This is a genomic window from Pseudomonas bharatica CSV86, assembly GCF_000319305.2.
Lineage (GTDB): Bacteria > Pseudomonadota > Gammaproteobacteria > Pseudomonadales > Pseudomonadaceae > Aquipseudomonas > Aquipseudomonas bharatica.
The window spans coordinates 106,048-131,517 of record NZ_AMWJ02000004.1; the positions used below are offsets into that span (position 1 = coordinate 106,048).

At 61.0% G+C, this 25,470-nt stretch carries 22 protein-coding genes; 15 read left to right on the forward strand and 7 right to left on the reverse strand.

Going from position 1 to position 25,470, the window contains the following annotated elements; genetic code table 11:
- The first annotated feature begins 4 nt into the window (after positions 1–4).
- Positions 5–1,162 carry an acetylornithine deacetylase gene (gene argE, locus CSV86_RS27050; RefSeq protein ID WP_009395604.1) on the forward strand — a complete coding sequence of 386 codons (1,158 nt, stop codon included), beginning with the start codon at positions 5–7 and terminating at the stop codon, positions 1,160–1,162.
- Positions 1,163–1,275: 113 nt separating this feature from the next.
- Positions 1,276–2,574, forward strand: coding sequence for an amino-acid N-acetyltransferase (gene argA / locus CSV86_RS27055; RefSeq protein WP_009395603.1), 1,299 nt, complete (start codon positions 1,276–1,278; stop codon positions 2,572–2,574).
- 140 nt (positions 2,575–2,714) lie between these two features.
- On the opposite strand, the gene CSV86_RS27060 is transcribed toward argA, so the two are convergent.
- On the reverse strand, positions 2,715–4,091 hold the full coding sequence (locus CSV86_RS27060; RefSeq protein WP_009395602.1) for a glutamine synthetase family protein: 1,377 nt from the start codon (positions 4,089–4,091) through the stop codon (positions 2,715–2,717).
- A gap of 602 nt (positions 4,092–4,693) precedes the next feature.
- On the opposite strand from CSV86_RS27060, the gene CSV86_RS27065 reads away from it, so the two are divergent.
- The 7 genes from CSV86_RS27065 (at position 4,694) to CSV86_RS27095 (ending at position 12,974) form a co-directional block, all read left to right on the forward strand.
- Positions 4,694–6,055 (forward strand): glutamine synthetase family protein, encoded by a 1,362-nt coding sequence (locus tag CSV86_RS27065; RefSeq protein WP_009395601.1) that lies wholly within the window; start codon positions 4,694–4,696, stop codon positions 6,053–6,055.
- Positions 6,056–6,103: 48 nt separating this feature from the next.
- On the forward strand, positions 6,104–7,465 hold the full coding sequence (locus CSV86_RS27070; RefSeq protein WP_009395600.1) for an aspartate aminotransferase family protein: 1,362 nt from the start codon (positions 6,104–6,106) through the stop codon (positions 7,463–7,465).
- A 159-nt stretch (positions 7,466–7,624) separates the two neighbouring features.
- Positions 7,625–8,719 (forward strand): polyamine ABC transporter substrate-binding protein, encoded by a 1,095-nt coding sequence (locus CSV86_RS27075; protein ID WP_009395599.1) that lies wholly within the window; start codon positions 7,625–7,627, stop codon positions 8,717–8,719.
- A gap of 163 nt (positions 8,720–8,882) precedes the next feature.
- Positions 8,883–9,977 carry a polyamine ABC transporter substrate-binding protein gene (locus CSV86_RS27080; RefSeq protein WP_009395597.1) on the forward strand — a complete coding sequence of 365 codons (1,095 nt, stop codon included), beginning with the start codon at positions 8,883–8,885 and terminating at the stop codon, positions 9,975–9,977.
- A 59-nt stretch (positions 9,978–10,036) separates the two neighbouring features.
- The gene (gene potA, locus CSV86_RS27085) at positions 10,037–11,179 is read left to right on the forward strand and encodes a polyamine ABC transporter ATP-binding protein (protein ID WP_009395595.1); all 1,143 of its coding nucleotides are present in this window, start codon (positions 10,037–10,039) and stop codon (positions 11,177–11,179) included.
- The gene (locus CSV86_RS27090; RefSeq protein ID WP_009395593.1) at positions 11,176–12,096 is read left to right on the forward strand and encodes an ABC transporter permease subunit; all 921 of its coding nucleotides are present in this window, start codon (positions 11,176–11,178) and stop codon (positions 12,094–12,096) included. The genes potA and CSV86_RS27090 overlap by 4 nt, the downstream gene beginning before the upstream one ends.
- Positions 12,093–12,974 carry an ABC transporter permease subunit gene (locus CSV86_RS27095; protein WP_009395591.1) on the forward strand — a complete coding sequence of 294 codons (882 nt, stop codon included), beginning with the start codon at positions 12,093–12,095 and terminating at the stop codon, positions 12,972–12,974. The genes CSV86_RS27090 and CSV86_RS27095 overlap by 4 nt, the downstream gene beginning before the upstream one ends.
- Positions 12,975–13,072: 98 nt before the next feature.
- Here CSV86_RS27095 and CSV86_RS27100 read toward each other — a convergent pair whose 3' ends face one another.
- Positions 13,073–15,454 carry a penicillin acylase family protein gene (locus CSV86_RS27100; protein ID WP_009395589.1) on the reverse strand — a complete coding sequence of 794 codons (2,382 nt, stop codon included), beginning with the start codon at positions 15,452–15,454 and terminating at the stop codon, positions 13,073–13,075.
- Positions 15,455–15,550: 96 nt separating this feature from the next.
- Between CSV86_RS27100 and CSV86_RS27105 the strand changes: the two genes are divergently transcribed.
- Positions 15,551–16,099 (forward strand): sugar O-acetyltransferase, encoded by a 549-nt coding sequence (locus CSV86_RS27105; protein ID WP_009395587.1) that lies wholly within the window; start codon positions 15,551–15,553, stop codon positions 16,097–16,099.
- A 240-nt stretch (positions 16,100–16,339) separates the two neighbouring features.
- Here CSV86_RS27105 and CSV86_RS27110 read toward each other — a convergent pair whose 3' ends face one another.
- From CSV86_RS27110 to CSV86_RS27120, 3 genes are all read right to left on the reverse strand, one after another.
- Positions 16,340–16,615 (reverse strand): bacteriocin immunity protein, encoded by a 276-nt coding sequence (locus CSV86_RS27110; protein WP_009395586.1) that lies wholly within the window; start codon positions 16,613–16,615, stop codon positions 16,340–16,342.
- The gene (locus CSV86_RS27115) at positions 16,612–18,801 is read right to left on the reverse strand and encodes a pyocin-S2/colicin E7-DNase domain-containing protein (RefSeq protein ID WP_080604710.1); all 2,190 of its coding nucleotides are present in this window, start codon (positions 18,799–18,801) and stop codon (positions 16,612–16,614) included. Before CSV86_RS27115 ends, CSV86_RS27110 begins: the two co-directional genes overlap by 4 nt.
- 101 nt (positions 18,802–18,902) lie before the next feature.
- On the reverse strand, positions 18,903–19,463 hold the full coding sequence (locus tag CSV86_RS27120; RefSeq protein ID WP_009395582.1) for a DUF6436 domain-containing protein: 561 nt from the start codon (positions 19,461–19,463) through the stop codon (positions 18,903–18,905).
- Between the two features lie 98 nt (positions 19,464–19,561).
- Between CSV86_RS27120 and bipL the strand changes: the two genes are divergently transcribed.
- The gene (gene bipL / locus CSV86_RS27125; RefSeq protein ID WP_009395580.1) at positions 19,562–20,494 is read left to right on the forward strand and encodes a phospholipase BipL; all 933 of its coding nucleotides are present in this window, start codon (positions 19,562–19,564) and stop codon (positions 20,492–20,494) included.
- Here bipL and CSV86_RS27130 read toward each other — a convergent pair whose 3' ends face one another.
- Positions 20,495–21,247 (reverse strand): DUF2059 domain-containing protein, encoded by a 753-nt coding sequence (locus CSV86_RS27130; RefSeq protein WP_037058951.1) that lies wholly within the window; start codon positions 21,245–21,247, stop codon positions 20,495–20,497.
- A gap of 163 nt (positions 21,248–21,410) precedes the next feature.
- Positions 21,411–21,725 (reverse strand): ArsR/SmtB family transcription factor, encoded by a 315-nt coding sequence (locus tag CSV86_RS27135; protein WP_000349485.1) that lies wholly within the window; start codon positions 21,723–21,725, stop codon positions 21,411–21,413.
- A 141-nt stretch (positions 21,726–21,866) separates the two neighbouring features.
- Between CSV86_RS27135 and CSV86_RS27140 the strand changes: the two genes are divergently transcribed.
- The 4 genes from CSV86_RS27140 (at position 21,867) to CSV86_RS27155 (ending at position 25,468) form a co-directional block, all read left to right on the forward strand.
- Positions 21,867–22,871 (forward strand): permease, encoded by a 1,005-nt coding sequence (locus CSV86_RS27140; protein ID WP_040363373.1) that lies wholly within the window; start codon positions 21,867–21,869, stop codon positions 22,869–22,871.
- A gap of 12 nt (positions 22,872–22,883) precedes the next feature.
- The gene (locus CSV86_RS27145; RefSeq protein WP_000610830.1) at positions 22,884–24,161 is read left to right on the forward strand and encodes an ISL3 family transposase; all 1,278 of its coding nucleotides are present in this window, start codon (positions 22,884–22,886) and stop codon (positions 24,159–24,161) included.
- Between the two features lie 190 nt (positions 24,162–24,351).
- Positions 24,352–24,984 (forward strand): 2OG-Fe(II) oxygenase, encoded by a 633-nt coding sequence (locus CSV86_RS27150; protein ID WP_009394002.1) that lies wholly within the window; start codon positions 24,352–24,354, stop codon positions 24,982–24,984.
- The gene (locus tag CSV86_RS27155) at positions 24,974–25,468 is read left to right on the forward strand and encodes a 2-thiouracil desulfurase family protein (RefSeq protein ID WP_037058270.1); all 495 of its coding nucleotides are present in this window, start codon (positions 24,974–24,976) and stop codon (positions 25,466–25,468) included. Before CSV86_RS27150 ends, CSV86_RS27155 begins: the two co-directional genes overlap by 11 nt.
- Positions 25,469–25,470: the final 2 nt, after the last annotated feature.

Genomic DNA, 25,470 nt, shown 5'->3' on the forward strand with positions numbered 1-25,470 from the left:
GCGCATGCCGTTGCCATCGCTCAAGGACCAGTTCGCCGCGTTGATCGCAGCGCCTTCGGTCAGTTGTACCCAGCCCGACCTTGACCAGTCCAACCGTGCGGTGATCGACCAGCTCGCCACCTGGCTCGGCGACCTGGGTTTCTCCTGCGAGATCCAGCAAGTCACCCCGGGCAAGTTCAACCTGCTCGCCAGCTTCGGCAGCGGCCCTGGCGGCCTGGTCCTGGCCGGGCACAGCGACACCGTGCCGTACGACCCGCAGTTGTGGAAAACCGATCCGCTCAGGCTCAGCGAGGACGGCGACCGCTGGATCGGCCTGGGCGTGTGCGACATGAAGGGTTTCTTCCCGTTGATCATCGAGGCGGTGCGGCCGTTGCTGGACCAGCCGTTCAGGCAGCCGCTGCTGATCCTGGCCACCTGTGACGAGGAGAGTTCCATGTCCGGTGCCCGCGCCCTGGCCGAGGCCGGGCGGCCGCTGGGCCGTGCTGCGGTGATCGGCGAGCCGACCGGGCTTAAGCCGATCCGCCTGCACAAAGGCGTGATGATGGAACGCATCGACATCCTCGGGCGCAGCGGCCATTCATCGGACCCGTCCCTCGGCCACAGCGCGATGGAGGCCATGCACCAGGTGATGGGGGCGCTGATGGACCTGCGCCAGCAATGGCAGCGCGAATACCACAACGCCCAGTTCAGCGTGCCGCAGCCGACCATGAACTTCGGCTGCATCCATGGCGGCGACAACCCCAACCGGATCTGCGGCCAATGCGCCCTTGAGTTCGACCTGCGCCCGCTGCCGGGCATGGACCCGCAGGTGCTGCGCGCGGCGATTCGCGGCAAGCTGGCGCCGCTGGCCGAGCAGCACCAGGTGAAGATCGACTATGCGCCGCTGTTCCCCGAAGTGCCGCCCTTCGAGCAGAGCGCCGATGCCGAGCTGGTGCAACTGGCCGAACGTCTTACCGGCCATGTTGCCGAAGCGGTAGCCTTTGGCACCGAAGCGCCTTATCTTCAGCGCCTGGGCTGCGAGACCCTGGTTCTTGGCCCTGGTGATATCGCCTGTGCCCACCAGCCCGGTGAGTACCTTGAACTGTCACGCCTGGAGCCTACAGTGCGTCTGTTGCGTGGACTGATCGAACATTACTGTCTCAGCCCGGCCATCGCCCGCTGAGCCCGGCCATTCTTTCCAGAGGAGAACGCGTGTGACGTCTTGCCTGCTGCGACGATAACCCTCGAGCGCTGTGTGCCGTTCCGTCCTTGTTTCACTTTCTACAGGCTCAGGTCATGCCCGAATACGTCAACTGGCTGCGTCACGCTTCTCCCTACATCAATGCCCACCGGGACTGCACCTTCGTGGTCATGCTCCCGGGAGACGGGGTCGAACACCCCAACTTCGGCAATATCGTCCACGATCTCGTGCTGCTGCACAGCCTCGGGGTTCGCCTCGTGCTGGTGCATGGCTCCCGCCCGCAAATCGAAAGCCGCCTGGCCGCCCGCGGCTTGAGCGCGCACTACCACCACGGCCTGCGCATCACCGATGCCGCCACGCTGGAATGCGTGATCGATGCGGTCGGGCAGTTGCGTATCGCCATCGAGGCTCGCCTGTCGATGGACATGGCCGCTTCGCCAATGCAGGGCGCGCGCCTGCGCGTTGCCTCGGGCAACCTGGTGACGGCGCGGCCTATCGGTGTGGTCGAGGGTGTCGATTATCACCATACCGGCGAAGTACGCCGGGTCGACCGCAAGGGCATCGGCCGCCTGCTGGACGAGCGCTCCATTGTCCTGCTGTCGCCGCTGGGCTATTCGCCGACCGGCGAGATCTTCAACCTCGCCTGCGAAGATGTCGCTACCCGGGCGGCCATCGAGCTGGGTGCCGACAAACTGCTGCTGTTCGGCGCCGAGCCGGGGCTGCTGGATGCTTCCGGCAAGCTGGTGAAGGAGATCCGTCCGCAACAGGTGGCGCCGCACCTTGAGCGTCTTGGCAGCGATTACCAGGCCGAGCTGCTGGACGCGGCCGCCGAGGCCTGCCGGGGCGGGGTGGCGCGCAGTCATATCGTCAGCTACGTGGAGAACGGCGCGCTGCTCAACGAGCTGTTCACCCGTGGCGGTGGCGGTACGCTGGTCGCCCAGGAGCAGTTCGAGGTGGTGCGCGAAGCGGCGATCGAGGATGTTGGTGGCCTGCTGGAGCTGATCAGCCCGCTGGAAGAGCAGGGCATTCTGGTGCGACGCTCGCGCGAGGTGCTGGAACGCGAGATCGAGCAGTTCAGCGTGGTGGAGCGCGAAAGCAACATCATTGCCTGTGCGGCGCTGTACCCGATCGCCGATTCCGATGCGGGCGAGCTGGCATGCCTGGCGGTCAATCCGGAGTATCGCCATGGCGGGCGCGGCGATGACCTGCTGGAGCGAATCGAGGAACGAGCGCGGGCGCTGGGGTTGAAGACGCTGTTCGTCCTGACGACCCGGACGGCGCACTGGTTCAGGGAGCGCGGATTCGTGCCGAGCGGGGTTGAAAGGCTGCCGGCGGCGCGGGCTTCGCTGTACAACTACCAGCGGAACTCGAAGATCTTCGAAAAAGCTTTGTAAGGCTTTAGGGCCCCATCGCTGGCAAGCCAGCTCCCACAGGACCGCGTGCACCGCCAAACCTGTGGGAGCTGGCTTGTCGGACCGCCGCACCGCAGCGATGAGGCCATAAGAAACGCCGCCTTCTCAGGCGGCGTTTTCAGTTACACGGTATGCAGATACCAGTTGTACTCAAGGTCCGAGATCGAGTGCTCGAACTCCTCCAGTTCACTCTCCTTGCACGCGACGAAGATGTCGATGTACTTCGGATCGATGTACTTGTTGAGGATCTCGCTGTCGTCCAGCTCGCGCAGGGCGTCGCGCAGGTTGTTCGGCAGGCTCTGCTCCACCTGTTCGTAGGCGTTGCCTTCCACCGGGCTGCTTGGCTCGATCTTGTTGGTCAGGCCGTGATGCACGCCCGCCAGCACGGCGGCCATCAGCAGGTACGGGTTGGCGTCGGCGCCGGCCACGCGGTGCTCGATGCGTACCGCATCGGCGGTGCCGGTCGGCACGCGCAGGGCCACGGTGCGGTTGTCCAGGCCCCAGCTTGGCGCATTCGGCACATAGAACTGCGCACCGAAACGGCGGTACGAGTTGACGTTCGGGCAGAGGAACGCCATCGACGCGGGCAGGGTCTCGAGCACACCGCCGATCGCGTGACGCAGCGCGGCGTTCTGCTCGGGATCCTCGCTGGTAAAGATGTTCTTGCCATCCTTGTCCAGCACCGAGATATGGACATGCAGACCATTACCCGCCTGGCCTGGATACGGCTTGGCCATGAAGGTGGTGTCCATTTCATGGTCGTAGGCGATGTTCTTGATCAGGCGCTTGAGCAGCACCGCGTAGTCACAGGCCCGCAGCGGGTCGGCGACATGGTGCAGGTTGACCTCGAACTGCGCCGGGGCGCTTTCCTTGACGATGGCGTCGGCGGGAATGCCTTGTTCCTTCGCACCTTCGAGGATGTCCTGGAGGCAGTCGACGTATTCGTCGAGGTCGTCGATCAGGTAGACCTGGGTCGATTGCGGGCGTTTGCCGGAGATCGGCGAGCGCGGCGGCTGCGGACGCCCGTTCACGTTCTCCTGGTCGATCAGGTAGAACTCCAGCTCGAACGCGGCGCAGATGGTCAGGCCCAGTTCGTCGAACTTGCTCACCACCTGGCGCAGGACTTCCCGCGGGTCGGCGAAGAAGGGCTCGCCTTCGAGTTCGTGCATGGTCATCAGCAGTTGCGCGGTCGGGCGCTTCTGCCAGGGTTCGTTGGACAGGGTGCCCGGGATTGGATAGCAGATCCGGTCGGCGTCGCCGATGTCCAGGCCGAGGCCGGTGCTCTCGACCGTGGAGCCGTTGATATCCAATGCGAAGAGGGAGGCCGGCAGGTTGATGCCTTTCTCGTAAACCTTGTGGAGGCTGGTGCGCTCGATGCGCTTGCCACGCACCACACCATTCATATCTGCAATCAGAAGGTCAACGTAGAGAACCTCAGGATGTTCCTTAAGGAACGCGTTCGCTTCGTTAAGCTGAACGGCACGCGGGGGTACCGACATGATGCAACACCTTTGTTGTTAAAAATATCAATCAATCTGGGCTTGCGACCCCAGTCAATCGGAAAGCCGAAGTGAAGTCAAGCAAGGCCCATGATGCCCTAAAAGGGCGCCATTGCGGCATTTTTGCTGCAATTGAGGGCAGCGACAAGGCCTGCTTTCGTCGCCCGAGGTTTCACACAACAGAGCCGTATTTTATTTTTTACGGGGGTGTTGTGTAAAAAAATGAACAAGGCTAAGCTCGGTCGCAACCCATAACATCAATAATACCGGGGGTTACATGTTACGCCTGTCGATCATAGGCGACAGCGGCTGTCCAGCGTGGGCAGGCCTGTACGCCATTTCCGCAAGCAGCGAGCGCGCCATGCGAGCAGCGCCGGTGCCGGCCAAAATAGTTGACGGCCAGGGCGTCGCATTCCCCAAAGATTCACCCTCTCGTACTGCCATTCATGACTATAGTCGGCTCCCCCGCATTCCGATGGATGCCGGAGACGCATTCTCCCTGCGCGCCTTTTGCTTTGGGCCCGCGGGGCATCCAGAATGCTGGAAACGGCCTGCCAAGGGCGTTCCGACCATAGTCCAGGCATTTACCTCCCGAGGTATGTATGAGTAGCAGCAATCTCGACCAGCTCACCGATTGGCTGAAAGAGCACAAGATCACCGAAGTCGAATGTCTGATCAGCGACCTGACCGGCATCACCCGGGGCAAGATCTCGCCGACCAACAAGTTCATCGCGGAAAAGGGCATGCGCCTGCCCGAGAGCGTTTTGCTGCAGACCGTGACCGGTGACTACGTCGACGACGATATCTATTACCAGTTGCTCGACCCGGCCGATATCGACATGGTCTGCCGCCCCGACGAAAACGCGGTATTCCTCGTGCCGTGGGCCATCGAGCCGACCGCCCAGGTCATCCACGACACCTACGACAAGAAGGGCAATCCGGTCGAGCTGTCGCCGCGCAACGTGTTGAAGAAGGTGCTGAAGCTCTACGCCGACAAGGGCTGGCAGCCGATCGTGGCGCCGGAGATGGAGTTCTACCTGACCAAGCGCTGCGAAGACCCGGATTTCCCGCTGCAACCGCCGATTGGTCGTTCCGGCCGCCCGGAAACCGGCCGCCAGTCGTTCTCCATCGAAGCCGCCAACGAATTCGACCCGCTGTTCGAAGACGTCTATGACTGGTGCGAGCTGCAAAACCTCGACCTCGACACCCTGATCCACGAGGACGGCACCGCCCAGATGGAGATCAACTTCCGTCACGGCAACGCCCTGTCCCTGGCCGACCAGATCCTGGTGTTCAAGCGCACCATGCGCGAGGCCGCGCTCAAGCACAACGTCGCCGCCACCTTCATGGCCAAGCCCATGACCGGCGAGCCTGGCAGCGCCATGCACCTGCACCAGAGCATCATCGACGTGAACACCGGGAAGAACATCTTCTCCAACGAAGACGGCAGCATGAGCGAGCTGTTCCTTTATCACATCGGTGGCCTGCAGAAGTTCATCCCCGAAGTGCTGCCGCTGTTCGCGCCCAACGTCAACTCGTTCCGCCGTTTCCTGCCCGACACTTCGGCGCCGGTCAACGTCGAATGGGGCGAGGAAAACCGTACCGTCGGCCTGCGCGTACCGGACGCCGGCCCGCAGAACCGCCGCGTGGAAAACCGTCTGCCGGGTGCCGACGCCAACCCGTACCTGGCCATCGCGGCCAGCCTGCTGTGTGGCTATATCGGCATGGTCGAAGGCGTCAACGCCAGCGCGCCGGTCCAGGGGCGTGGCTACGAGCGACGCAACCTGCGTTTGCCGCTGACCATCGAGGACGCCCTGGAACGCATGGAAAACTGCCGGGCGCTGGAAGCCTACCTGGGCAAGAAATTCATCGCCGGCTACGTCGCGACCAAACGCGCCGAGCATGAAAACTACAAGCGCGTGATCAGCTCCTGGGAACGCGAGTTCCTGCTGTTCGCGGTCTGATAAACCCCGGGGCCGCAGGAGCGCGGCCGCCAGAAATCGGAGAAGCACATGAGCGTCAAGAACCCGCAAACCCGCGAGTGGCAGGACCTGAGCCGTGATCATCACCTGGCACCCTTCAGCGACTATAAACAGTTGCAGGAAAAGGGCCCGCGGATCATCACCAAGGCGCAGGGCGTGCACCTGTGGGACAGCGAGGGCCACAAGATCCTCGATGGCATGGCCGGATTGTGGTGCGTGGCGGTCGGCTACGGACGCGAGGAACTGGCCGAAGCGGCCAGCAAGCAGATGCGCGAGCTGCCGTACTACAACCTGTTCTTCCAGACCGCTCACCCGCCGGCCCTGGAACTGGCCAAGGCCATCTCCGAAGTGGCCCCGGCCGGCATGAGCCATGTGTTCTTCACCGGTTCCGGCTCCGAAGGCAACGACACCGTGCTGCGCATGGTCCGCCACTATTGGGCGCTCAAGGGCAAGCCGCAGAAGAAGGTGATCATCGGCCGTATCAATGGCTACCACGGCTCTACCGTGGCCGGTGCCAGCCTCGGCGGCATGTCCGGCATGCACGAGCAGGGCGACCTGCCGATCCCAGGCATCGTGCATATCCCGCAGCCGTACTGGTTCGGCGAGGGCGGTGATAAGTCCCCGGAAGAATTCGGTATCTGGGCTGCCGAGCAACTGGAGCAGAAGATCCTCGAACTGGGGGTCGACAATGTCGCGGCCTTCATCGCCGAGCCGATCCAGGGCGCTGGCGGCGTGATCATTCCGCCGGACAGCTACTGGCCGAAGATCAAGGAAATCCTCGCCCGCTACGACATCCTGTTCGTCGCCGACGAAGTGATCTGCGGCTTCGGCCGTACCGGCGAGTGGTTCGGCTCCGACTACTACGGCCTCAAGCCCGACCTGATGACCATCGCCAAGGGCCTGACCTCCGGCTACATCCCCATGGGCGGCGTGATCGTTCGTGACGAAGTGGCGAAGGTGGTCAGCCAGGGCGGCGATTTCAACCACGGCTTCACGTATTCCGGCCACCCGGTAGCGGCGGCGGTGGGCCTGGAAAACCTGCGGATCCTGCGCGAAGAGAAGATCGTCGAGCGGGTTCGCGAGGAAACGGCACCCTATTTGCAGAAGCGTCTGCGCGAGCTGAACGACCACCCGCTGGTGGGCGAAGTGCGCGGCCTGGGCATGCTCGGTGCGATCGAGCTGGTCAAGGACAAGGCAACCCGCAGCCGCTACGAAGGCAAGGCCGTCGGCATGATCTGCCGGCAGTTCTGCTTCGACAACGGCCTGATCATGCGTGCCGTGGGCGACACCATGATCATCGCGCCGCCGCTGGTGATCAGCCGTGACGAGATCGATGAACTGATTGAAAAAGCTCGTAAATGCCTGGACCTGACCCTGGAAGCACTGATCTAACGAGGTGCTAGGCTGGCATGGTGGCTTTGCGGCATGCCAAGGCGTTGTAAGGACGCCTTGGATCTTGCCAGACTAGCGCCTGTTTCCAGTCGCTCCCCTGGCGCCGACAGGGCAGGCCGCGGAACAGATGGCTTTATAAAAATTCTGGAGCATTAACGCATGAAGAAAATGGGCAAGACGCTGTTGGCCGTATCCCTCGGGATGCTGGTCGGTACCGCTCACGCGGATGACAAGGTCCTCCACGTCTACAACTGGTCCGACTACATCGCCCCGGATACCGTGGCCAAGTTCGAAAAGCAGACTGGCATCAAGGTCGTCTACGACGTCTTCGACAGCAACGAAACCCTCGAAGCCAAGCTGCTGGCCGGCAAGTCCGGCTACGACATCGTGGTCCCGTCGAACAACTTCCTGGCCAAGCAGATCAAGGCCGGCGTTTACCAGGAGCTGGACAAGTCCAAGCTGCCCAACTGGAAGAACCTCGACGAAGACCTGCTCAAGGCCGTCGGTGACGCCAGCGACCCGGGCAACAAATACGCCTTCCCGTACATGTGGGGCAGCATCGGCATCGGCTACAACCCGGAGAAGGTCAAGGCCGCGCTGGGCATCGACAAGATCGACTCCTGGGACGTGGTGTTCAAGCCCGAGAATATCGCCAAGCTCAAGAGCTGCGGCGTGAGCTTCCTCGATGCCCCGACCGAGATGATCCCGGCCGCGCTGCACTACCTGGGCAAGCCGACCGCGAGCAAGGACAAGGCTGATCTGCAGGCCGCCGAAAAGCTGTTCCTGAGCATTCGTCCGTCGGTCACCTACTTCCACTCCTCCAAGTACATCTCGGACCTGGCCAACGGCAACATCTGCGTGGCCGTGGGCTACTCGGGTGACCTGGAGCAGTCCAAGGCCCGCGCCCACGAGGCCGGCGACAAGGTCAAGCTGGACTACGTGATTCCGAAGGAAGGCGCCGGTACCTTCTACGACATGGTCGCCATTCCGAAGGATGCCGAGAACGTCGAAGCCGCCTACAAGTGGATGAATTTCCTGCAGCAGCCGGAAATCATGGCCGAGATCACCAACGCCGTGCGCTTCCCGAACGGCAACAAGGCGGCGACCCCGCTGGTGGACAAGGACATCACCAGCGATCCGAGCATCTACCCGTCGGATGAAGTGAAGAAACAGCTGTACGCGATCGCCGACCAGGATGCCACCACCCTGCGTTTGATCACCCGCAGCTGGACCAAGATCAAGTCGGGCAAGTAAGCCGACCTGGGCCAGGGGCGCGGCGCAAGCCGCGTCCTTGAGCGGGTAACACAATTTTTTTTGCTGGATGGGTGTATCGCAGGTAAGTTGCGCGCCGGTTCGGTGATCCGGCAGTCAGGACTGCCGTTCGCCACACGAGCACTAAATGTAGAGGGCCTCCCACTTGTCTATTTCCATGTTTCGCAAGGCTGTCATGGCTGGAGCGGGTCTGACGCTGGCTTGCAGCGTCCAAGCGGCGCCCACGGTGCATATCTACAACTGGTCGGACTACATCGGCCAGACCACCCTCGCGGACTTCGAAGCGAAAACCGGCATCAAGCCGAAGTATGACGTTTTCGATTCCAACGAAACCCTGGAAGGCAAGCTGCTGGCCGGTCGCACCGGCTATGACGTGGTGGTGCCGTCCAACCATTTCCTCGGCAAGCAGATCAAGGCGGGCGCATTCCAGAAGCTCGACCGTGCCCAGCTGCCGAACTGGAACAACCTCGACCCGGCCCTGCTCAAGCGCCTCGAGCGTAACGACCCGGGCAACCAGTATGCGGTGCCGTACCTTTGGGGTACCAATGGCATCGGCTACAACGTCGAGAAGGTCAAGGCAGTGCTCGGCACCGACAAGATCGATTCCTGGGCCACGCTGTTCGAGCCCGAGAACATCAAGAAGCTGTCCAGCTGCGGCGTCGCCTTCCTCGACTCGGCGGACGAGATGCTCCCGGCGATGCTCAACTACCTGGGCCTCGACCCCAACAGCCAGGACCCCAAGGACTACAAAAAGGCCGAGGACAAGCTCCTCGCCATTCGCCCCTACGTGACCTACTTCCACTCCTCCAAGTACATCTCCGACCTGGCCAATGGCGATATCTGCGTGGCCGCCGGCTTCTCCGGCGATGTCTTCCAGGCCAAGGCCCGCGCCGAAGAGGCCGGCAAGGGCGTGGACGTGGCTTATGTGATTCCCAAGGAAGGCGGCAACCTCTGGTTCGACATGCTGGCCATCCCCAAGGATGCCGGCAACGTCAAGGAGGCCCATGCCTTCATCAACTATCTGCTTGAACCCGGGGTTATCGCCCAGGTCAGCGATTACGTTGGTTACGCCAACCCGAACCCCAGGGCTGGCGAGCTGATGGACCAGGATGTCCGCAAGGATCCGGCGGTTTACCCACCGCAGGAAGTGATCGACAAGCTGTACGTCAATTCCGAATTGCCGCCCAAAGTGCAGCGTTTGATGACCCGCATCTGGACCAAGGTCAAGTCGGGCAAATAATAAATCCGGACCCGCCACGGCAGGGGCGGGTGCAGAACATTCTGTTGGGAGTTTCACACATGGCAGTTGCCTCCGGCGCCTACAAGAAAGCCCTCGAAGGCGACCAGCAACCCAAGCAGGTGCTGGTCAAGATCGATCGGGTCACGAAGAAGTTCGACGAAACCGTCGCGGTGGACGATGTCTCCCTCGAAATCAGGAAAGGCGAGATCTTCGCCCTGCTCGGCGGCTCCGGCTCGGGTAAATCGACCCTGCTGCGCATGCTGGCCGGTTTCGAGCGTCCGACCGAAGGGCGGATTTTCCTCGATGGCGTCGATATCACCGACATGCCGCCCTACGAGCGGCCGATCAACATGATGTTCCAGTCCTACGCGCTGTTCCCGCACATGACCGTGGCGCAGAACATCGCCTTCGGCCTGCAGCAGGACAAGATGCCCAAGGCCGAGATCGAGGCCCGGGTGGCCGAGATGCTCAAGCTGGTGCACATGACCCAGTACGCCAAGCGCAAGCCGCACCAGCTTTCCGGCGGCCAGCGCCAGCGCGTGGCCCTGGCCCGCTCCCTGGCCAAGCGGCCGAAGTTGCTGCTGCTCGATGAACCCATGGGGGCGCTGGACAAGAAACTGCGCTCGCAGATGCAGCTGGAACTGGTGGAAATCATCGAGCGGGTCGGCGTGACCTGCGTGATGGTTACCCACGACCAGGAAGAGGCCATGACCATGGCCCAGCGCATCGCCATCATGCACCTGGGCTGGATCGCCCAGATCGGCAGCCCGATTGACGTCTACGAGACCCCGACCAGCCGCCTGGTCTGCGAATTCATCGGCAACGTCAACCTGTTCGAGGGTGAAGTGGTCGACGACGCCGAAGGCCACGCGCTGATCGCCAGCCCCGAGCTGGAGCGTCCGATCTACGTCGGCCACGGCATCACCACCTCGGTGGAAGACAAGCACATCACCTACGCGCTGCGTCCGGAGAAACTGCTGGTCACCGCGCAACAGCCGACCTGCGAATACAACTGGTCGCGCGGCAAGGTCCACGACATCGCCTACCTGGGCGGCCACTCGGTGTTCTACGTCGAACTGCCGAGCGGCAAGATCGTCCAGTCGTTCGTCGCCAACGCCGAACGCCAGGGCTCGCGTCCGACCTGGGGCGACGAAGTCTACGTCTGGTGGGAAGACGACAGCGGCGTGGTACTGCGTTCATGAACATGCGCAAGCTCAAGCGAGCACTCAACCGCGTAACGCCCGAGGGACGCCACGTCGTCATCGGGATCCCGTTCCTCTGGCTGTTCCTGTTCTTCATGCTGCCGTTCTTCATCGTCCTGAAGATCAGTTTCGCCGAGGCGGACGTAGCGATCCCGCCGTACACGGAGATCTACAGCTACGTCGAGGACAAGATCCAGGTGGTGCTCAACCTGGCCAACTATGGCCTGTTGACCCAGGACGAGCTGTATATCTCGGCCTACCTGGGCTCGTTGAAGATGGCCTTCTTCAGCACCATCCTCTGCCTGCTGATCGGCTACCCGATGGCCTACGCCATCGCCAACGCGCGCAAGGACATCCAGACCGTCCTGCTGCTGTTGATCATGATGCCGACCTGGACCGCGATCCTGATCCGCGTCTATGCCTGGATGGGCATCCTCAGCAACAACGGCCTGCTCAATGCCTTCCTGATGTGGCTGGGGCTGATCGACCAACCGCTGCAGATCCTCAACACCAACCTGGCGGTGTATATCGGCGTGGTCTATTCGTACCTGCCGTTCATGATCCTGCCGCTGTTCGCCAACCTGGTGAAACACGACCAAAGCCTGCTGGAAGCCGCATCCGACCTGGGTTCGAGCCGTTTCAACAGCTTCTGGAAGATCACCGTGCCGCTGTCGAAGAACGGCATCATCGCCGGCTGCATGCTGGTGTTCATCCCGGTAGTGGGCGAGTTCGTCATTCCTGAACTGCTGGGCGGCCCGGAAACCCTGATGATCGGCAAGGTGCTGTGGCAGGAATTCTTCAACAACCGTGACTGGCCGGTGGCCTCGGCCCTGGCGGTAGTGATGCTGGCGATCCTGATCGTGCCGATCCTGCTGTTCAACCGCAGCCAGGCGAAAGAGATGGAGGGCCGGGCATGAAGCGCGTCGGATTTTCCAATGTAATGCTGGTCCTCGGCCTGCTGTTCATCTACCTGCCGATGCTGATCCTGGTGATCTACTCGTTCAACGCCTCCAAGCTGGTGACGGTCTGGGGCGGCTGGTCGGTGAAGTGGTATGTCGGCCTGCTCGACAACACCCAACTGATGGGTTCGGTGATGCGCTCGTTGGAGATCGCCTGCTACACGGCGGTCGCCGCAGTGGCGCTGGGTACCCTGGCCGCGTTCGTGCTGACCCGGGTCACCCGCTTCAAGGGCCGTACCCTGTTCGGCGGTCTGGTCACCGCGCCGCTGGTCATGCCCGAGGTCATTACCGGTCTGTCGCTGTTGCTGCTGTTCGTGGCCATGGCGCAGATGATCGGCTGGCCGCAGGAGCGTGGCATCGTCACCATCTGGATCGCCCACACGACGTTCTGCGCAGCTTACGTAGCCGTGGTGGTGTCGGCTCGCTTGCGCGAGCTGGACCTGTCCATCGAAGAAGCGGCCATGGACCTCGGTGCACGGCCATGGAAGGTGTTCTTCCTGATCACCATCCCGATGATCGCGCCGTCGCTGGCGGCGGGCGGCATGATGTCCTTCGCCCTGTCGCTGGATGACTTGGTACTGGCCAGCTTCGTATCCGGCCCGGGCTCCACCACCCTGCCGATGGAAGTGTTCTCGGCCGTGCGCCTGGGCGTGAAGCCGGAAATCAACGCCGTGGCCAGCCTGATCCTGCTGGCGGTATCGCTGGCGACCTTCCTGGTCTGGTACTTCAGCCGCCGTGCCGAAGAGCGCCGCAAACGCGCGATCCAGCAGGCCATCGAGGAAGCCGCGGCGGATGGCTGGAAGCAGCCTGAAGTGCGGCGTCCGGCTCAGGCTTGATCTGAGGCCTTGAAGGCCTCATCGCTGGCAAGCCAGCTCCCACAGGTCCTTGTGGGAGCTGGCTTGCCAGCGATGAGGCCCTCAAACCCAAAACAAATCTACTTGCTTGGCACCAACCTCAACGTCCCCTCGGTCTCCCCGGCCAACCCCAGCCAGGCCCTCTGGTACCGCCCTTCGATATAGGGCCTGGCCTGATCCCCATAATGCCGATCGAACAACACCCCGCTTTGCCCGACCGGGTTGATGCTCAGCGCTGTCCCGGCATCTGCGAAATCGATCAGGCGCCGCGTGGACGGCCCGTAGTTCACCGGCCATGGCGCCGGGCCGATCTTCGCCGACAGGTTGTTCGGCACTTCGTGGGTTCCCGGCGCCGCGAATGGTCCGACATTGAACAGCCTGTCCAAGGGTTTCTGCATGCCCAGCGGATGCCCGTGGGTCAGGGTATGTGCCTTGCCCCACTGCCAGCCCGCCGGATCCTTGCCAAGGGTTTCGCCCAGATGCGCCACGGTCCTGTCCCAGGCGTGCTTGACCACCGCCGCGCGGCTGCCGCGTTCGCTGCTGCCCTGGGTGTCCCACCAGGGGGAATCGACATCCGCTGCCAGGCGCGGCAGGGCATCGTCGAGCACCCGGGTCGAGATCAGCGCCTGGAACCAGGCATCGCCCAGTTCATCGTGCATCGCTGCGTAGGCCAGCTCGTAGAGGAACTGGTTGAACAGCGTGGCATTGACCGAATCCAGCGGATAGTCGCCGCGCCAGGCCGCCAGTTGCTCCACCAGCTCGCGGCCCCGGGCGTCCTGCACCACCTGGCGCAGCACCGGCAACAGCGGGCCAAGGGTACGCGGGCCGTAATCGGTGGTGGTGCCCAGTTGCAGCGCCTGGCTGTTCTGCAGGTCCCATTTCACCTGGTTGTTTGCGAGTTGCCGGTCGAGCTCGCGACCGCGGTCCGGCAGGTTGTAATAGCCGGGAATCGGCACGCCGGTGGGCGATAGCGGCTGGAAGTTGGCCGAGACGATATAACCGCTGGCCGGGTTCTCCGACTGTGGGTTGACGCTGAACGGGTAGAAACCGGACTTGTCCGCCTCGCCGCTGCTGCCGTCGAGAATGAAGGCCGGGTTGACCCCGTCCGGCCGGATCGGCAGGGCCGCCGCCGCCCACCAGCCGATATCGCCACGGGCGTTGGCCCAGACGAAGTTCAGCCCCGGTGCCTGGACCTTCTGCACGGCGCTGCGCATGGCCTCCAGGGTGCTGGCGCGGTTGACCTCGTAGAAGCCATCGAGGATCGGATTCTCGCTTTCAAGGAAGGCCCACCACATGGCGACCGGTGTCGGCCCGGCGTCTTCGCCCAGTACCTTGTTGACGATCGGGCCATGGGGCGAGCGCAGCAGGGTGACCGCCTGCGTTGGCTCGCCCTTGACCTTGATCTGCTGCTCGCTGCGGACCAGCTCCTGCCACTGGCCGTGGACCATGACCTGTCCGGGGTTGTCCGGGTTTACCTTTTCGGCGATCAGGTCGACGTCGTCGTTCTGGAACATGGTCAGGCTCCAGCCGAACTCGCGGTTGTGCCCGAGGGAAGCGAAGGGGTTGAGCGCCTGGTGGTAGCCGTACAGATGGAAGCCCGGTGCCGACAGCTCGGCCTCGTACCACACTGCCGGGACCGAAAAACGGATATGCGGATCGCCGGCCAGCAACGGCTTGCCACTGCGGGTACGGCTGCCGCTGACGGCCCAGGCGTTGCTGCCTTCGAACTGCGGCAGGCCGGCCTCGCTCAAGGCCTGTTGGCTGAGCGTCGCCAGTCGGCCCAGGGTTTTCCAGTCGGCATCGACCAAAGCAGGCGGGTGTTGCAGCATGCCGTCGGGATGCCAATCGAGATCGAAGACCTTCAGGTACTCGCCGCCGAGATGGTCGCGCACGAATGTCAGCAGCGGTTCGGTACGGAACGCGGCGGCAAAGCTGTAGGCCATGAAGCCGGCGATGCTCAGGGTGTCCTGGGCGGTGAAGGGGCGTGGGGTGATGCCCAGCACGTCGAATTCGATCGGCTGCGGATGCGTGTCCTGCCAGGCGTTTACGCCTTCGAGGTAGGCCTGCAGGGCGTTCCAGGCGGGTGACTGCTTGTCCTGCCGATCGACCATCACCTGCGCCTGTTCGCCGATGCGCAGGCTGCGGAACAGGATGTCGGTGGCGACCATCTTAGGTCCCAGCACCTCGGCCAGCTCGCCCTTGGCCAGGCGCCGGGTGATCTCCATCTGGAACAGGCGGTCCTGGGCGTGCACGTAGCCCAGGACGCGATACAGGTCGCTCTCGTTCTGCGCCTGGATATGCGGCACGCCGCGTTCGTCGTAGCGCACGCTGACCGGCGCCTGGAGCTTCGCCAGGGCGACTTCGCCGTCACGTTGCGGCTGCTTGCCTTGCACATACAGATAACCGGCGCCGGCTGCCGCAACGGCTATGGCAACGGCGAGAAGGGTAAGGCGGCGTTTCATCGAAGCTCCTTGGGGAATCTTTCAGCCAGCGAGTCGGTCATGATCGGACAGAGGATAGACTTTGCCAGCCGAGAGATCAGCCAGGAGTGAGGGCCAATGGACATCAGTGAAAAACACAAGATGCTGACCGGACAGCTGTATCGCGCGACGTGCCCGGAGCTGCAAGCCGAACAGATCGCCAACAAGCACTGGATGCAGCGCTACAACGACTCCGCCGACCTGCTCAACGAGCAGCGGCACGCCATGCTGGTGGAACACTTCGCCAGGGTCGGCCCCGGCGCGGTGATCCGCCCGCCGTTCTACTGCGACTACGGCTACAACATCGAGATCGGCGCCAATGTGTTCATCAACTTCAACTGCGTGATTCTCGACATTTGCAGCGTGAGCATCGGCGACGACTGCCAGATCGGGCCGGCGGTGCAGATCTACGGGGCGGACCACCCGCGCGATCCGGTGGTGCGGCGCAGCGGCCTGGAGAGCGGGAAGCCGGTGAAGATCGGCAGGAATGTCTGGATTGGTGGCGGGGCGATCATCCTGCCCGGAGTGACGGTGGGGGATGATGCGATCATCGGTGCAGGCAGCGTGGTAACCCGGGATGTGCCGGCGGGGGCGACGGTGATGGGTAACCCTGCCCGAGCGCAGTAGAAGGGTGGACGCGTAACCTGTGGGAGCTGGCTTGCCAGCGATAGCAGTGGTGAATCCACCATAGCAATCGCTGGCAAGCCAGCTCCCACAGTGTCCGCGGTGGACCCTGATTCCAGGGTTGGCTCAAAACCCTGTGGGAGCTGGTCTTGCCAGCGATGAGGCCGGCTTGAGCAACGATGTTGTCAGGTCGGGCCAAATCGCTGGCAAGCCAGCTCCCACAGGGTACGCGTCGCTCTCGGGTCAGGTGGACTTGAAGCCAGGCTTGCCGTTGGCTGCGCGCCATTCCTTGACGTGATTGACGATCGATTGAGGGGTTACGCTGTGCCCTTCTTCCGGATAGTAGATGAGATCCGATTTTGCAGGATGTTCGGTCAAGCGTTCGAACTCGTCCGAGAGGTAGTCCTGGTAGTCGATGAATGCTTTTCCATGCAAGCCTGAGCGGTTTTCGAAAAACTCACCCACCAGCTGGACGAATTCAGCTTCCGTATACTCTTCAAGTTTCTGTTTGACATTCATTGGTTGTTTTTCCCGCTGTGGATTTCGGCATGTTGTTTCGGAGTCATCACCACAATGTTGTCAATGTCATATACCGCGCCCCCTTTGGCAATCTGATGAACGTGATGTAGCTCGAAAGATTTCTTTGACTTGTTGTGTCCTGACGCAGCTGATTTCGGCGCACCGCCTTCTCGCATTCTTTGCAGATTTGAAGGAATAAACTGCTGACTCAGCTCCGTATCAGCAGCAACCGCTTTCCAGATGGCCTCACGCATTCGATCCCAGTTACTGAAGGTTAGCCCCCTTAACTGGTCGGCGATGCGTGACGGTATTGGCGAGCCCTCCCGAGTATCTGCTGTCCCGAGCCAGAGCCCCGAGACGGATTGACCGTTCCCTGTTGCTACCCCGGCGTAATCCCGAGGATCCTTGAACATGACGTAGACCGGCTCAAGCCCTGAGTCCGTCGGAAATGTAACTATGTAGTCATTGAAGTGAGCATCACCCTCGGCAGGCAGCGGTAATAGACCGAGAGGAGCAGGCGTGCTGATGACTCCGGGGTAGAGCCCATCGGGCTGAGTTTCGATTGGGAGCGATGTAGAGTTTTCGGGCGTACCAGCCTGAGGTAGCCAGTAAATAGTAATTGGGTCCGGCCCTTCGCTTGTGAAACGATAGGCGCCGTGCTCGCTATCCCATATGGCTGTTCGTACAGGTACTCGTTCCGGGATGCCATCAATTCCGGTAGAAATTAACCGTAAATGAGTTTCTTCTTTGTTCCATTCAGAGATCAGTCGCATCGGCAGAGGAAAATCTTCTTCGATTTGGCTCAGTACTTCTTTCCAGTCGACGCTAAGGTTCAGATCAGTGAAGGGAATGCTTAGGCCATATGGTTCATCTCGTTCAAGCTTGAGAGAAAGTAGCAGGATGGAGGCGACCTCCAATACTCCACGTGCCGGCCCTTTTATGTATTTTTTAATGGCCCGCAGGGTAGTTCTGAGGGCAACTTGCAAATCGGCAGGGTTTACAACAGAGGAGGCGGCCAACGTTATTAGATGCGGGTGGGCGATGGCTGCCGTGCTGAGGGAAAAGACCACGGAATTTCCCGTTCGGTCTTCTTTGGATGCGAACTCGAGGCGTATCAGCTCCGCATATGCAGCTGTGATTACTGAATTAGCTTGCGCTATATATTTTTCGACCAGTCTGTCGTTGGCTTCTCTGCTCGACTCAAGCTCGGAAAGTTTTTTTGTCGCTGAAATTAAGGCCGCTTCAGCTGAATTTCTCTTTTCTCTCGATACACGCGCATGCAAGGCAAAGACAATTTCTGAATCTAATAGTTGAGTTTGGAGTTCGAGCGTTTTTGCATGGCCGCTTTCACGTTGTCGAGCATTGGTGACTTCGGATTTCGCTTGGGATATATCCGAGGCTATCTGCTCAATTTGTTTTGAGGACAGAGAAGGCATCGGTGCTGTCGCACTGATCAGACTGGTGTTAGCACTTTCGATCTGTGCTCTTAGAGTATCGATTGCAATCTCGTAATCATTTTTTGCCGACTCAAGCTTGGTTGACTCTAACTCAACTGATTTTACGTTTTGTTCCAGCGGGTAGGACTTTTTTGTTGTTGGGTCTTGAGCGTGCCTATGGGCAAGAGCAAGGCTTTTTACGCGAAGGCCAAGCTGAGCGATTGAGCTCTCGAGCAGGCGCGCTTCATAAGCTGCCTTATAGGATGAAAGCCATGCCTCTCTAGGGTTTCTGGTATCCTTTGGACGGTTGGCAGTTCTTAGATAGTCTACAAAATTTTTATCTATGGGATCTGTTCCAAAAAAATCCAGAGCGGTTTTCCTGGCGTTGGTCAAAGCATTTTGCTTTTGTGCAAGCAGATCGCGCGCGGCCGTGAGCTTGTTTCCTATTACCTCAAGTTCTGAAAGTCCGTGAGGCGGTGGAGTCATTTTTTTTAGTGTGTCATCCAGGCTGGATGTAAGGTCTTTGTTTTGTTGGAAGTATTCCTCTTCGACTTGAGTCTTGTCTGCGTCGTGGTCTGTGACGATTTCGATTATCAGTGATCCTGGCTGGAATCGTGAAAGATAATGGGCCCCAGGGATTGTTTCATGTTCCCAGCGCGTTATTTCTGATGAAATATGGCCCGAGTTATTGTCGGGGTGCGTCGCAGTGATCGTTACTGCAGGTAAAGAAGTTGAATTTTGCTGTCGCATACAGGTAGCTCCTTCTCCATGTATGCGCAAAAATTTAGTTTTCTGATTTTTCTAGGTGCTGTAAATAACTATAGAGGGGGTCTCATTTATTTCGCTTTATTTCATCTTGCCCACTGGCAATAACACCCCACCGCCATCGTTTGCGTCACCTTCACCGGCCGGCCCTCGGTCAGCGCCTGCAGAATCGGTTCGATAAAGCTGTTGCTGGCATTGCAGGTCGCCCCTTCGCTGTAGGGTCCGAAGTAGGCAAGGTTGCCTTCCTTGTCCCAGATCGCCACGGCAGGGCTGGCCGGCAGGTGGTCGGCGCCGGGCAGGCTGGCGATGGGCTTCAGTGCGCCCAGGTTGGCGGGAAGCTGGCCGTGGGTGCCTGGCTTTTGCACTACATGGAAGGCCACGCCCTGCGGGCCGTAGTGTTCGATCAGTTCGCCCAGGTGCTGCTGGTTGCCGACGTTGCATGGGCAGGCCGGGTCCCAGAAGTGCACCAGGCGGATCGGGCCGGGGCCGGCAAGTTCGGGCGGCAGGCGCAGGTGGTCGCCGGCGAAGAGCGCGGTCTGGTTGTCGAAGGGGCGCCGGTAGCGGCTCTGGAAGTTGTCATAGGCCAGCCACAGCCCGGCAGCGCAAAGGGCGAGGGTGAGGGCGGCGAGCAGTGTTTTCCCCGACATGGGCAATACCGGCAAATAAAAGGGGGCCAGCTTGCCATGCCTCCGCCGACAGATGAATATCGCAGGTCAATCCTTCAGTACCTTTCCGGAAGCCTTCCATGTCCGCCTTGTTCCAAGCCGATCCCCTGCGTACCAGCCTGCTACCCCTGGCGGTGCGTCAGCCGTTGTCGGTCGAGGGCCAGGCGTACCAGCGTTTCTATGGCCTGGACCGGGTGCCTTGCGCGGCGAGCTGGCTGGGGCGTTTCTCCTGCGCGGGCTTCGAGGTCGTCAGCCAGGTCTGGCTGCCCGCCGAGTCGGTGGCGACGCTGGTGTTGCTGCACGGCTTCTACGATCACATGGGCCTGTACCGCCACGTGATCGACTGGGCACTGCAACAAGGCTTCGCTGTGATCTCCTGCGATCTGCCCGGGCATGGCCTGTCCAGCGGCGAACGCGCCAGCATCGATGATTTCGCGGTGTACCAGCAGGTTCTGGACGAAGTGTTCCGCCAGGCCGCCGGCCTGCAATTGCCGCAGCCCTGGCACCTTTGCGGGCAGAGCACCGGCGGCGCCATTGCGGTCGATCACCTGCTGCACCGCGGCGAAGGCAGCCCGGTCAGCGGCGAGGTGATCCTGTTGTCGCCGCTGGTGCGACCGCGTGCCTGGGGTTGGTCGAAGCTCAGCTACTTCATGCTCAAACCCTTCGTCAATGGCATCGCCCGGCGTTTCAGCGAGAACAGCAACGACCCGACCTTCCTTCCGTTCCTGCTCGCCGACCCTTTGCAGCCGCGTCGCCTGCCTACTGCCTGGGTGGGTGCATTGGTCCAGTGGATACGGCGGATCGAGACGGCTCCCGGCAGCCCGCGCCAGCCGCTGATCGTGCAAGGGGAAGCGGACATGACCGTGGACTGGCGCTACAACCTCGAGGTGCTCAAGGCCAAGTTCGACGCGCCGAAGATATTGCTGCTGCCCGAGGCCCGGCATCATCTGGCCAATGAGCTGCCGGACATTCGCCGGCGCTATTTCGCCTTCATCGAACAGCGCCTGGGCTGATCACCTCAGGTCCGAGGAGCTTTGGCCCACAGCGAGGCCGGCACGGATCGCGGCCAGCGCGGCCTTGTAGTAGGCCTGGCCTTCGGCGGATTCGGCGAAGGTGGCGAACTCCTCCAGCTCGGCATCGGAAAGGTCGCGATAGACGTACAGCAGAGTGTTGTTCAGGTCTTCGCCGATCTGCTGCATCAGGCGCTGGCGCTGACCGTCCAGCATGCCCTGGGCCTGACCGCCGCCGAACAGGCCGGGAATCATCTGGCTGAGGCTGTCGGCGGCGACGCCGGCGATTGCCAGGCTAACCTCGGCGCCGGCTTCCCGGGCGGGCAGGGCCTGGGCCAGGTGGCCGATGATGAGCAGGCGGTTGTCGCTGGCCTGCATCTTCGGCAGGCCCTTGGCGTTCTTCGCCAACTGGTCGCGGCGGGTGGCGAGCAGTTCGGCGGCCACCACCTTGCGCCCCAGTGGCGACTGGAAGAAGGTCAGGGCGGGGGACGGGTCTTTCAGGTTGGCACGCAGTTGGGCGGCGGCGCGGCGATCCACGGCCTTGGCCTCGAAACGCTGGTTGCTGTTGTCCACCAGCGCCTGGAACACCGCGGGCGGCAGGCTTTTCTGGTAGCGCTGCTGGGCGGCGGCGATGGCATCGGAGAAGTGGGCGCGCTGCTCGGGCCAGCCGGCGACCTTGTACAGCTGATCGAGGGAGTCTGCCCTGACAGGCGTGGTGCAGATGATCAACAGCAGAAAAAACAGGGTATCCGGAATTTCTGGTTGATAAAATGCCAAAGATGTAAAGAAGAAAATCTTTCTCAGCGGATTATCTGATTGATCCTCTTCAGCCTACTCTACTGCCAATTTTCTGTTTCCACCTTCGCCTGAGTCTTCATAGCGATGCTGACTAGGGAGGACAGCGAGAGCTGGGCAAGCGTCAAAGCGGTTCTGGTTCATGCGCAATCCGGACACCTGCACAACATTCCTCTTGTAAGAAACCGATCAAATTCTCTAGGTGCCCATACTCGGGTATACAGACAATCGTGCGGCTATGTTTCTCCTGCCGGATCAGCCCTACCTTGGCCATGCGCGCAAGGTGATGTGATAGCGTCGAAGCAGGAATACCCAGCCCCTTCTGGATATCTCCGACCGAAGCCCCATCATGGCCAGCTTTGACCAGAAAGCGGAACACGGACAGTCGGTGACTATTCCCTAGCTCAGCTAAGCTGGCTGCAACCTTTTCGTGATCCATAGCACGCCCCAATAATTCGATGTTTCTAGAATTATAGTTGACAGGTCGGATAAACGCAAGTAGGCTGCGTACATCATTTCGACAATACTAGAAATATAGGAGTAATATTGAATGTCATCTCAACTCCAAGACGCTCTAGGCATGTTCGCCTTTCTCGCTATCGAGCTATCGGTTTTATTCATTGGCATTAGCTTGCTGGTCGGAGTTCTTCAACGTCACATCCCACCATCCAAGGTGGAAGCGTTACTGACTTCCAGTGGGAAGCGAGGCTATTTTCTTGCTGCTGGTTTAGGAGCTATAACGCCCTTCTGTAGTTGCTCGACTATCCCCATGTTGAAAGGGTTGATTCGGGCACGGGCCGGTTTTGGGCCGATGATGGTGTTTCTTTTCTCATCTCCGTTGCTGAATCCTATCGTCGTCGGCCTGCTGGTTGCCACGTTTGGATGGACACTTACTGCTATCTATGTGCTCGCCGCTTTGGTGGTCGCGGTAGGTGCCGGATGGCTGCTTCACACGCTTGGCTTCGAGCGTTATGTGCGCCGGACGGCGACACAAGAGAGCAGTGGATGTAGTTCATCAGCAAGCCCGTGCAGTGCTACATCGACCGCATCGAGTTGCGGCACCAACAGCTGCGACACCACTCCGAAGACGGCTTCTTGCGGGGCTGATAGGAAGACAACAGTCTCTACGTCTAGCGAATGCTGTGACAGTCAACCCACTGTCACGGTTAAGAAAGAAGGGAAGTACAGTGGTGTGTGGCGGGAAGCTTGGTCGGACTTTATCGATGTGTTGCCTTACCTGCTCATCGGTATTGCGATTGGCAGCGTGATCTATGGTTTCATGCCCACTGACTTATTGGAGCAGTATGCAGGCCCAGATAATCCCTTTGCCATTCCAGTTGCCGCTGTCATCGGCGTGCCGTTGTATATTCGCGCTGAAGCCGTCATACCTCTGGCAGCGGCTCTGATGGCCAAAGGCGTGGGTGCCGGGACGGTGCTAGCGTTGATCATCGGCAGTGCCGGAGCCAGCCTGACTGAGCTCATTCTGTTGCGCTCTTTGTTCACGCTGAAGCTTTTAGCGGCGTTTTTAGCAGTCATTTTTGCTATGGCGATGATTGCCGGTTACGCCACCTACCTGTTTTTCTGATCAAGGCGGGAGATGATTAATTCGTTAAGCCTTCCTGGGTACCAGTTGGTGGATTCTGATGAGCAGAATGAAGACATACATTTTCGGCTTGAAGCACCTACACCAGTAGCCTGCGAGGGGTGCGGCGTGCAGGGTGAGTTCGTGCGGTTCGGCAAGCGTGACGTTCCCTATCGTGATCTGCCCATCCACGGCAAGCGGGTCACTCTCTGGGTGGTCCGCCGCCGATACACCTGCCGGGCCTGCAAGACAACATTCAGGCCCCAGCTACCGGAGATGGTGGACGGATTCCGTATGACACTGCGGCTGCATGAGTACGTGGAGAAGGAATCCTTCAACCACCCCTACACCTTTGTGGCGGCACAGACCGGCCTGGACGAGAAGACGGTGCGCGACATCTTCAACGCCCGCGCCGAGTTCCTGGGGCGCTGGCACCGCTTCGAGACGCCCCGCATCCTGGGCATTGACGAGCTATACCTGAACAAGCGCTACCGCTGCATTCTGACCAACATTGAGGAGCGAACCCTGCTCGACCTGCTGGCCACCCGCCGCCAGGACGTGGTGACCAACTACCTGATGAAGCTGAAAGACCGGCAGAAGGTCGAGATCGTCAGCATGGACATGTGGAACCCCTACCGGGCAGCGGTCAAGGCTGTGCTGCCCCAGGCCCGTATCGTGGTCGATAAGTTCCATGTGGTGCGCATGGCCAACGATGCCCTAGAGAGAGTGCGCAAGGGCCTCAGAAAGGAGCTGAAACCGTCCCAGAGCCGGACTCTCAAGGGAGACCGGAAAATCCTGCTGAAACGCGCTCACGAAGTCTCAGACCGGGAGCGCCTCATCATGGAGACCTGGACAGGCGCGTTCCCGCAACTGCTGGCCGCCTACGAGCACAAGGAGCGCTTCTACGGCATCTGGGACGCCACCACACGGCTCCAGGCAGAAGCCGCCCTGGACGAGTGGATAGCCACCATCCCGAAGGGCCAAAAGGAAGTCTGGAGCGATCTGGTCAGGGCAGTGGGAAACTGGCGCGAAGAGACCATGACCTACTTCGAGACGGACATGCCCGTCACCAACGCTTACACGGAGTCCATCAACCGACTGGCCAAGGACAAGAACCGTGAAGGGCGCGGTTACTCCTTCGAGGTGATGCGGGCACGAATGCTCTACACCACGAAGCACAAGAAGAAGGCACCGACTGCGAAGGTCTCTCCTTTCTACAAGAAAACCATCGGTTACGGACTGCCGGACTTCGCAGAGGAACTCAACTACGGAGTCGATCTATCAACCATCTGATAATGGTATCAGGTTGGTGGGGTAAAGGTGCCCCATCAACCATTAAATCCGTATACCCAAAAAACAAACGGCGCATTCAGGACTCCTGTCGGCAGGCGGCTATTGTCCGTGGCCTTGCGGGGCTTTGTCGAGACGCCAGTGCGTCGATGCGACCAAGTGGCGCTGTCGGTTTGGCCGCCGGCCCGTTACCATGCGCGCCATGCACATATCCTCCGAACATCCGCAGATTCCCGGTATTGTCGACGACCTCGCCAATCAGGGCTGGTCGCACCAGGCAATCTTCCTGCCCGAGGCGTTGACCCGGGCCCTGGCGGCCGAATGCCGGCAACGCGCTGAACAAGGCGAGCTGGCCCCGGCGGCCGTGGGGCGTGGCCAGGGCCAGGAAGTGCGCGAAGGCATACGTGGCGACCATATCCTCTGGATCGAACCCGGGCAGTCCGAGGCCTGCGACCACTACCTGGCATTGATGGACGGCCTGCGCGAAGCGCTGAATCGCGACTTCTACCTGGGGCTGGAGGATTTCGAATGCCACTTTGCCCGTTACCCGGCAGGCACCTTCTATCGCAAGCACCTCGACCGCTTCCGTGACGATGACCGCCGCACCGTCTCGGCCATCATCTACCTCAACGAGGAATGGGCGGCGCAGGACGGCGGTGAACTGCGCATCTACCTGGCGGACGGCAGCGAGCGGGATATCCCGCCAGTAGGCGGCAGCCTGGTCGTGTTCATGTCCGCCGACCTGCCCCATGAGGTGCTGATGGCACATCGCGAGCGTCTTTCGGTCACTGGCTGGTTCCGCCGTCGTGGCAACGATCCCTTCTGATCTGTCGCGGGTGCTGGTGAGCGCCTGCCTGCTCGGCCAGCCGGTGCGCTATGACGGGCGTGCCAGTGGTCATCCCGATCTGTTGCAGACCTGGCAGAAGCAGGGGCGGGTGGTGCCGTTGTGTCCGGAGGTGGCGGGTGGGCTGCCGACGCCTCGGCCGCCGGCGGAAATTCCCGGCGGGCAGGGCGGGGCGGTGCTGGATGGCGAGGTGCAGGTGGTGACGGTGCTCGGGGAGGATGTCAGCGCCGAGTTTCTCGCCGGGGCGCGGATGGCCCTGGAGCTGGTGCGGCGGCACGGGATCCGCGTGGCGGTGTTGAAGGCGGGGAGCCCGTCCTGTGGCAACCGGCTGGTTTATGAAGGGACCTTCAGTGGCAACAAGGTTGCCGGTGAGGGGGTGACCAGTGCCTTGCTGCGGCGCGAAGGGGTGCTGGTGTTCAGTGAGCTGGAGCTGGAAGAAGCGGCTCGGGCGCTGGATTCGCTGTGATC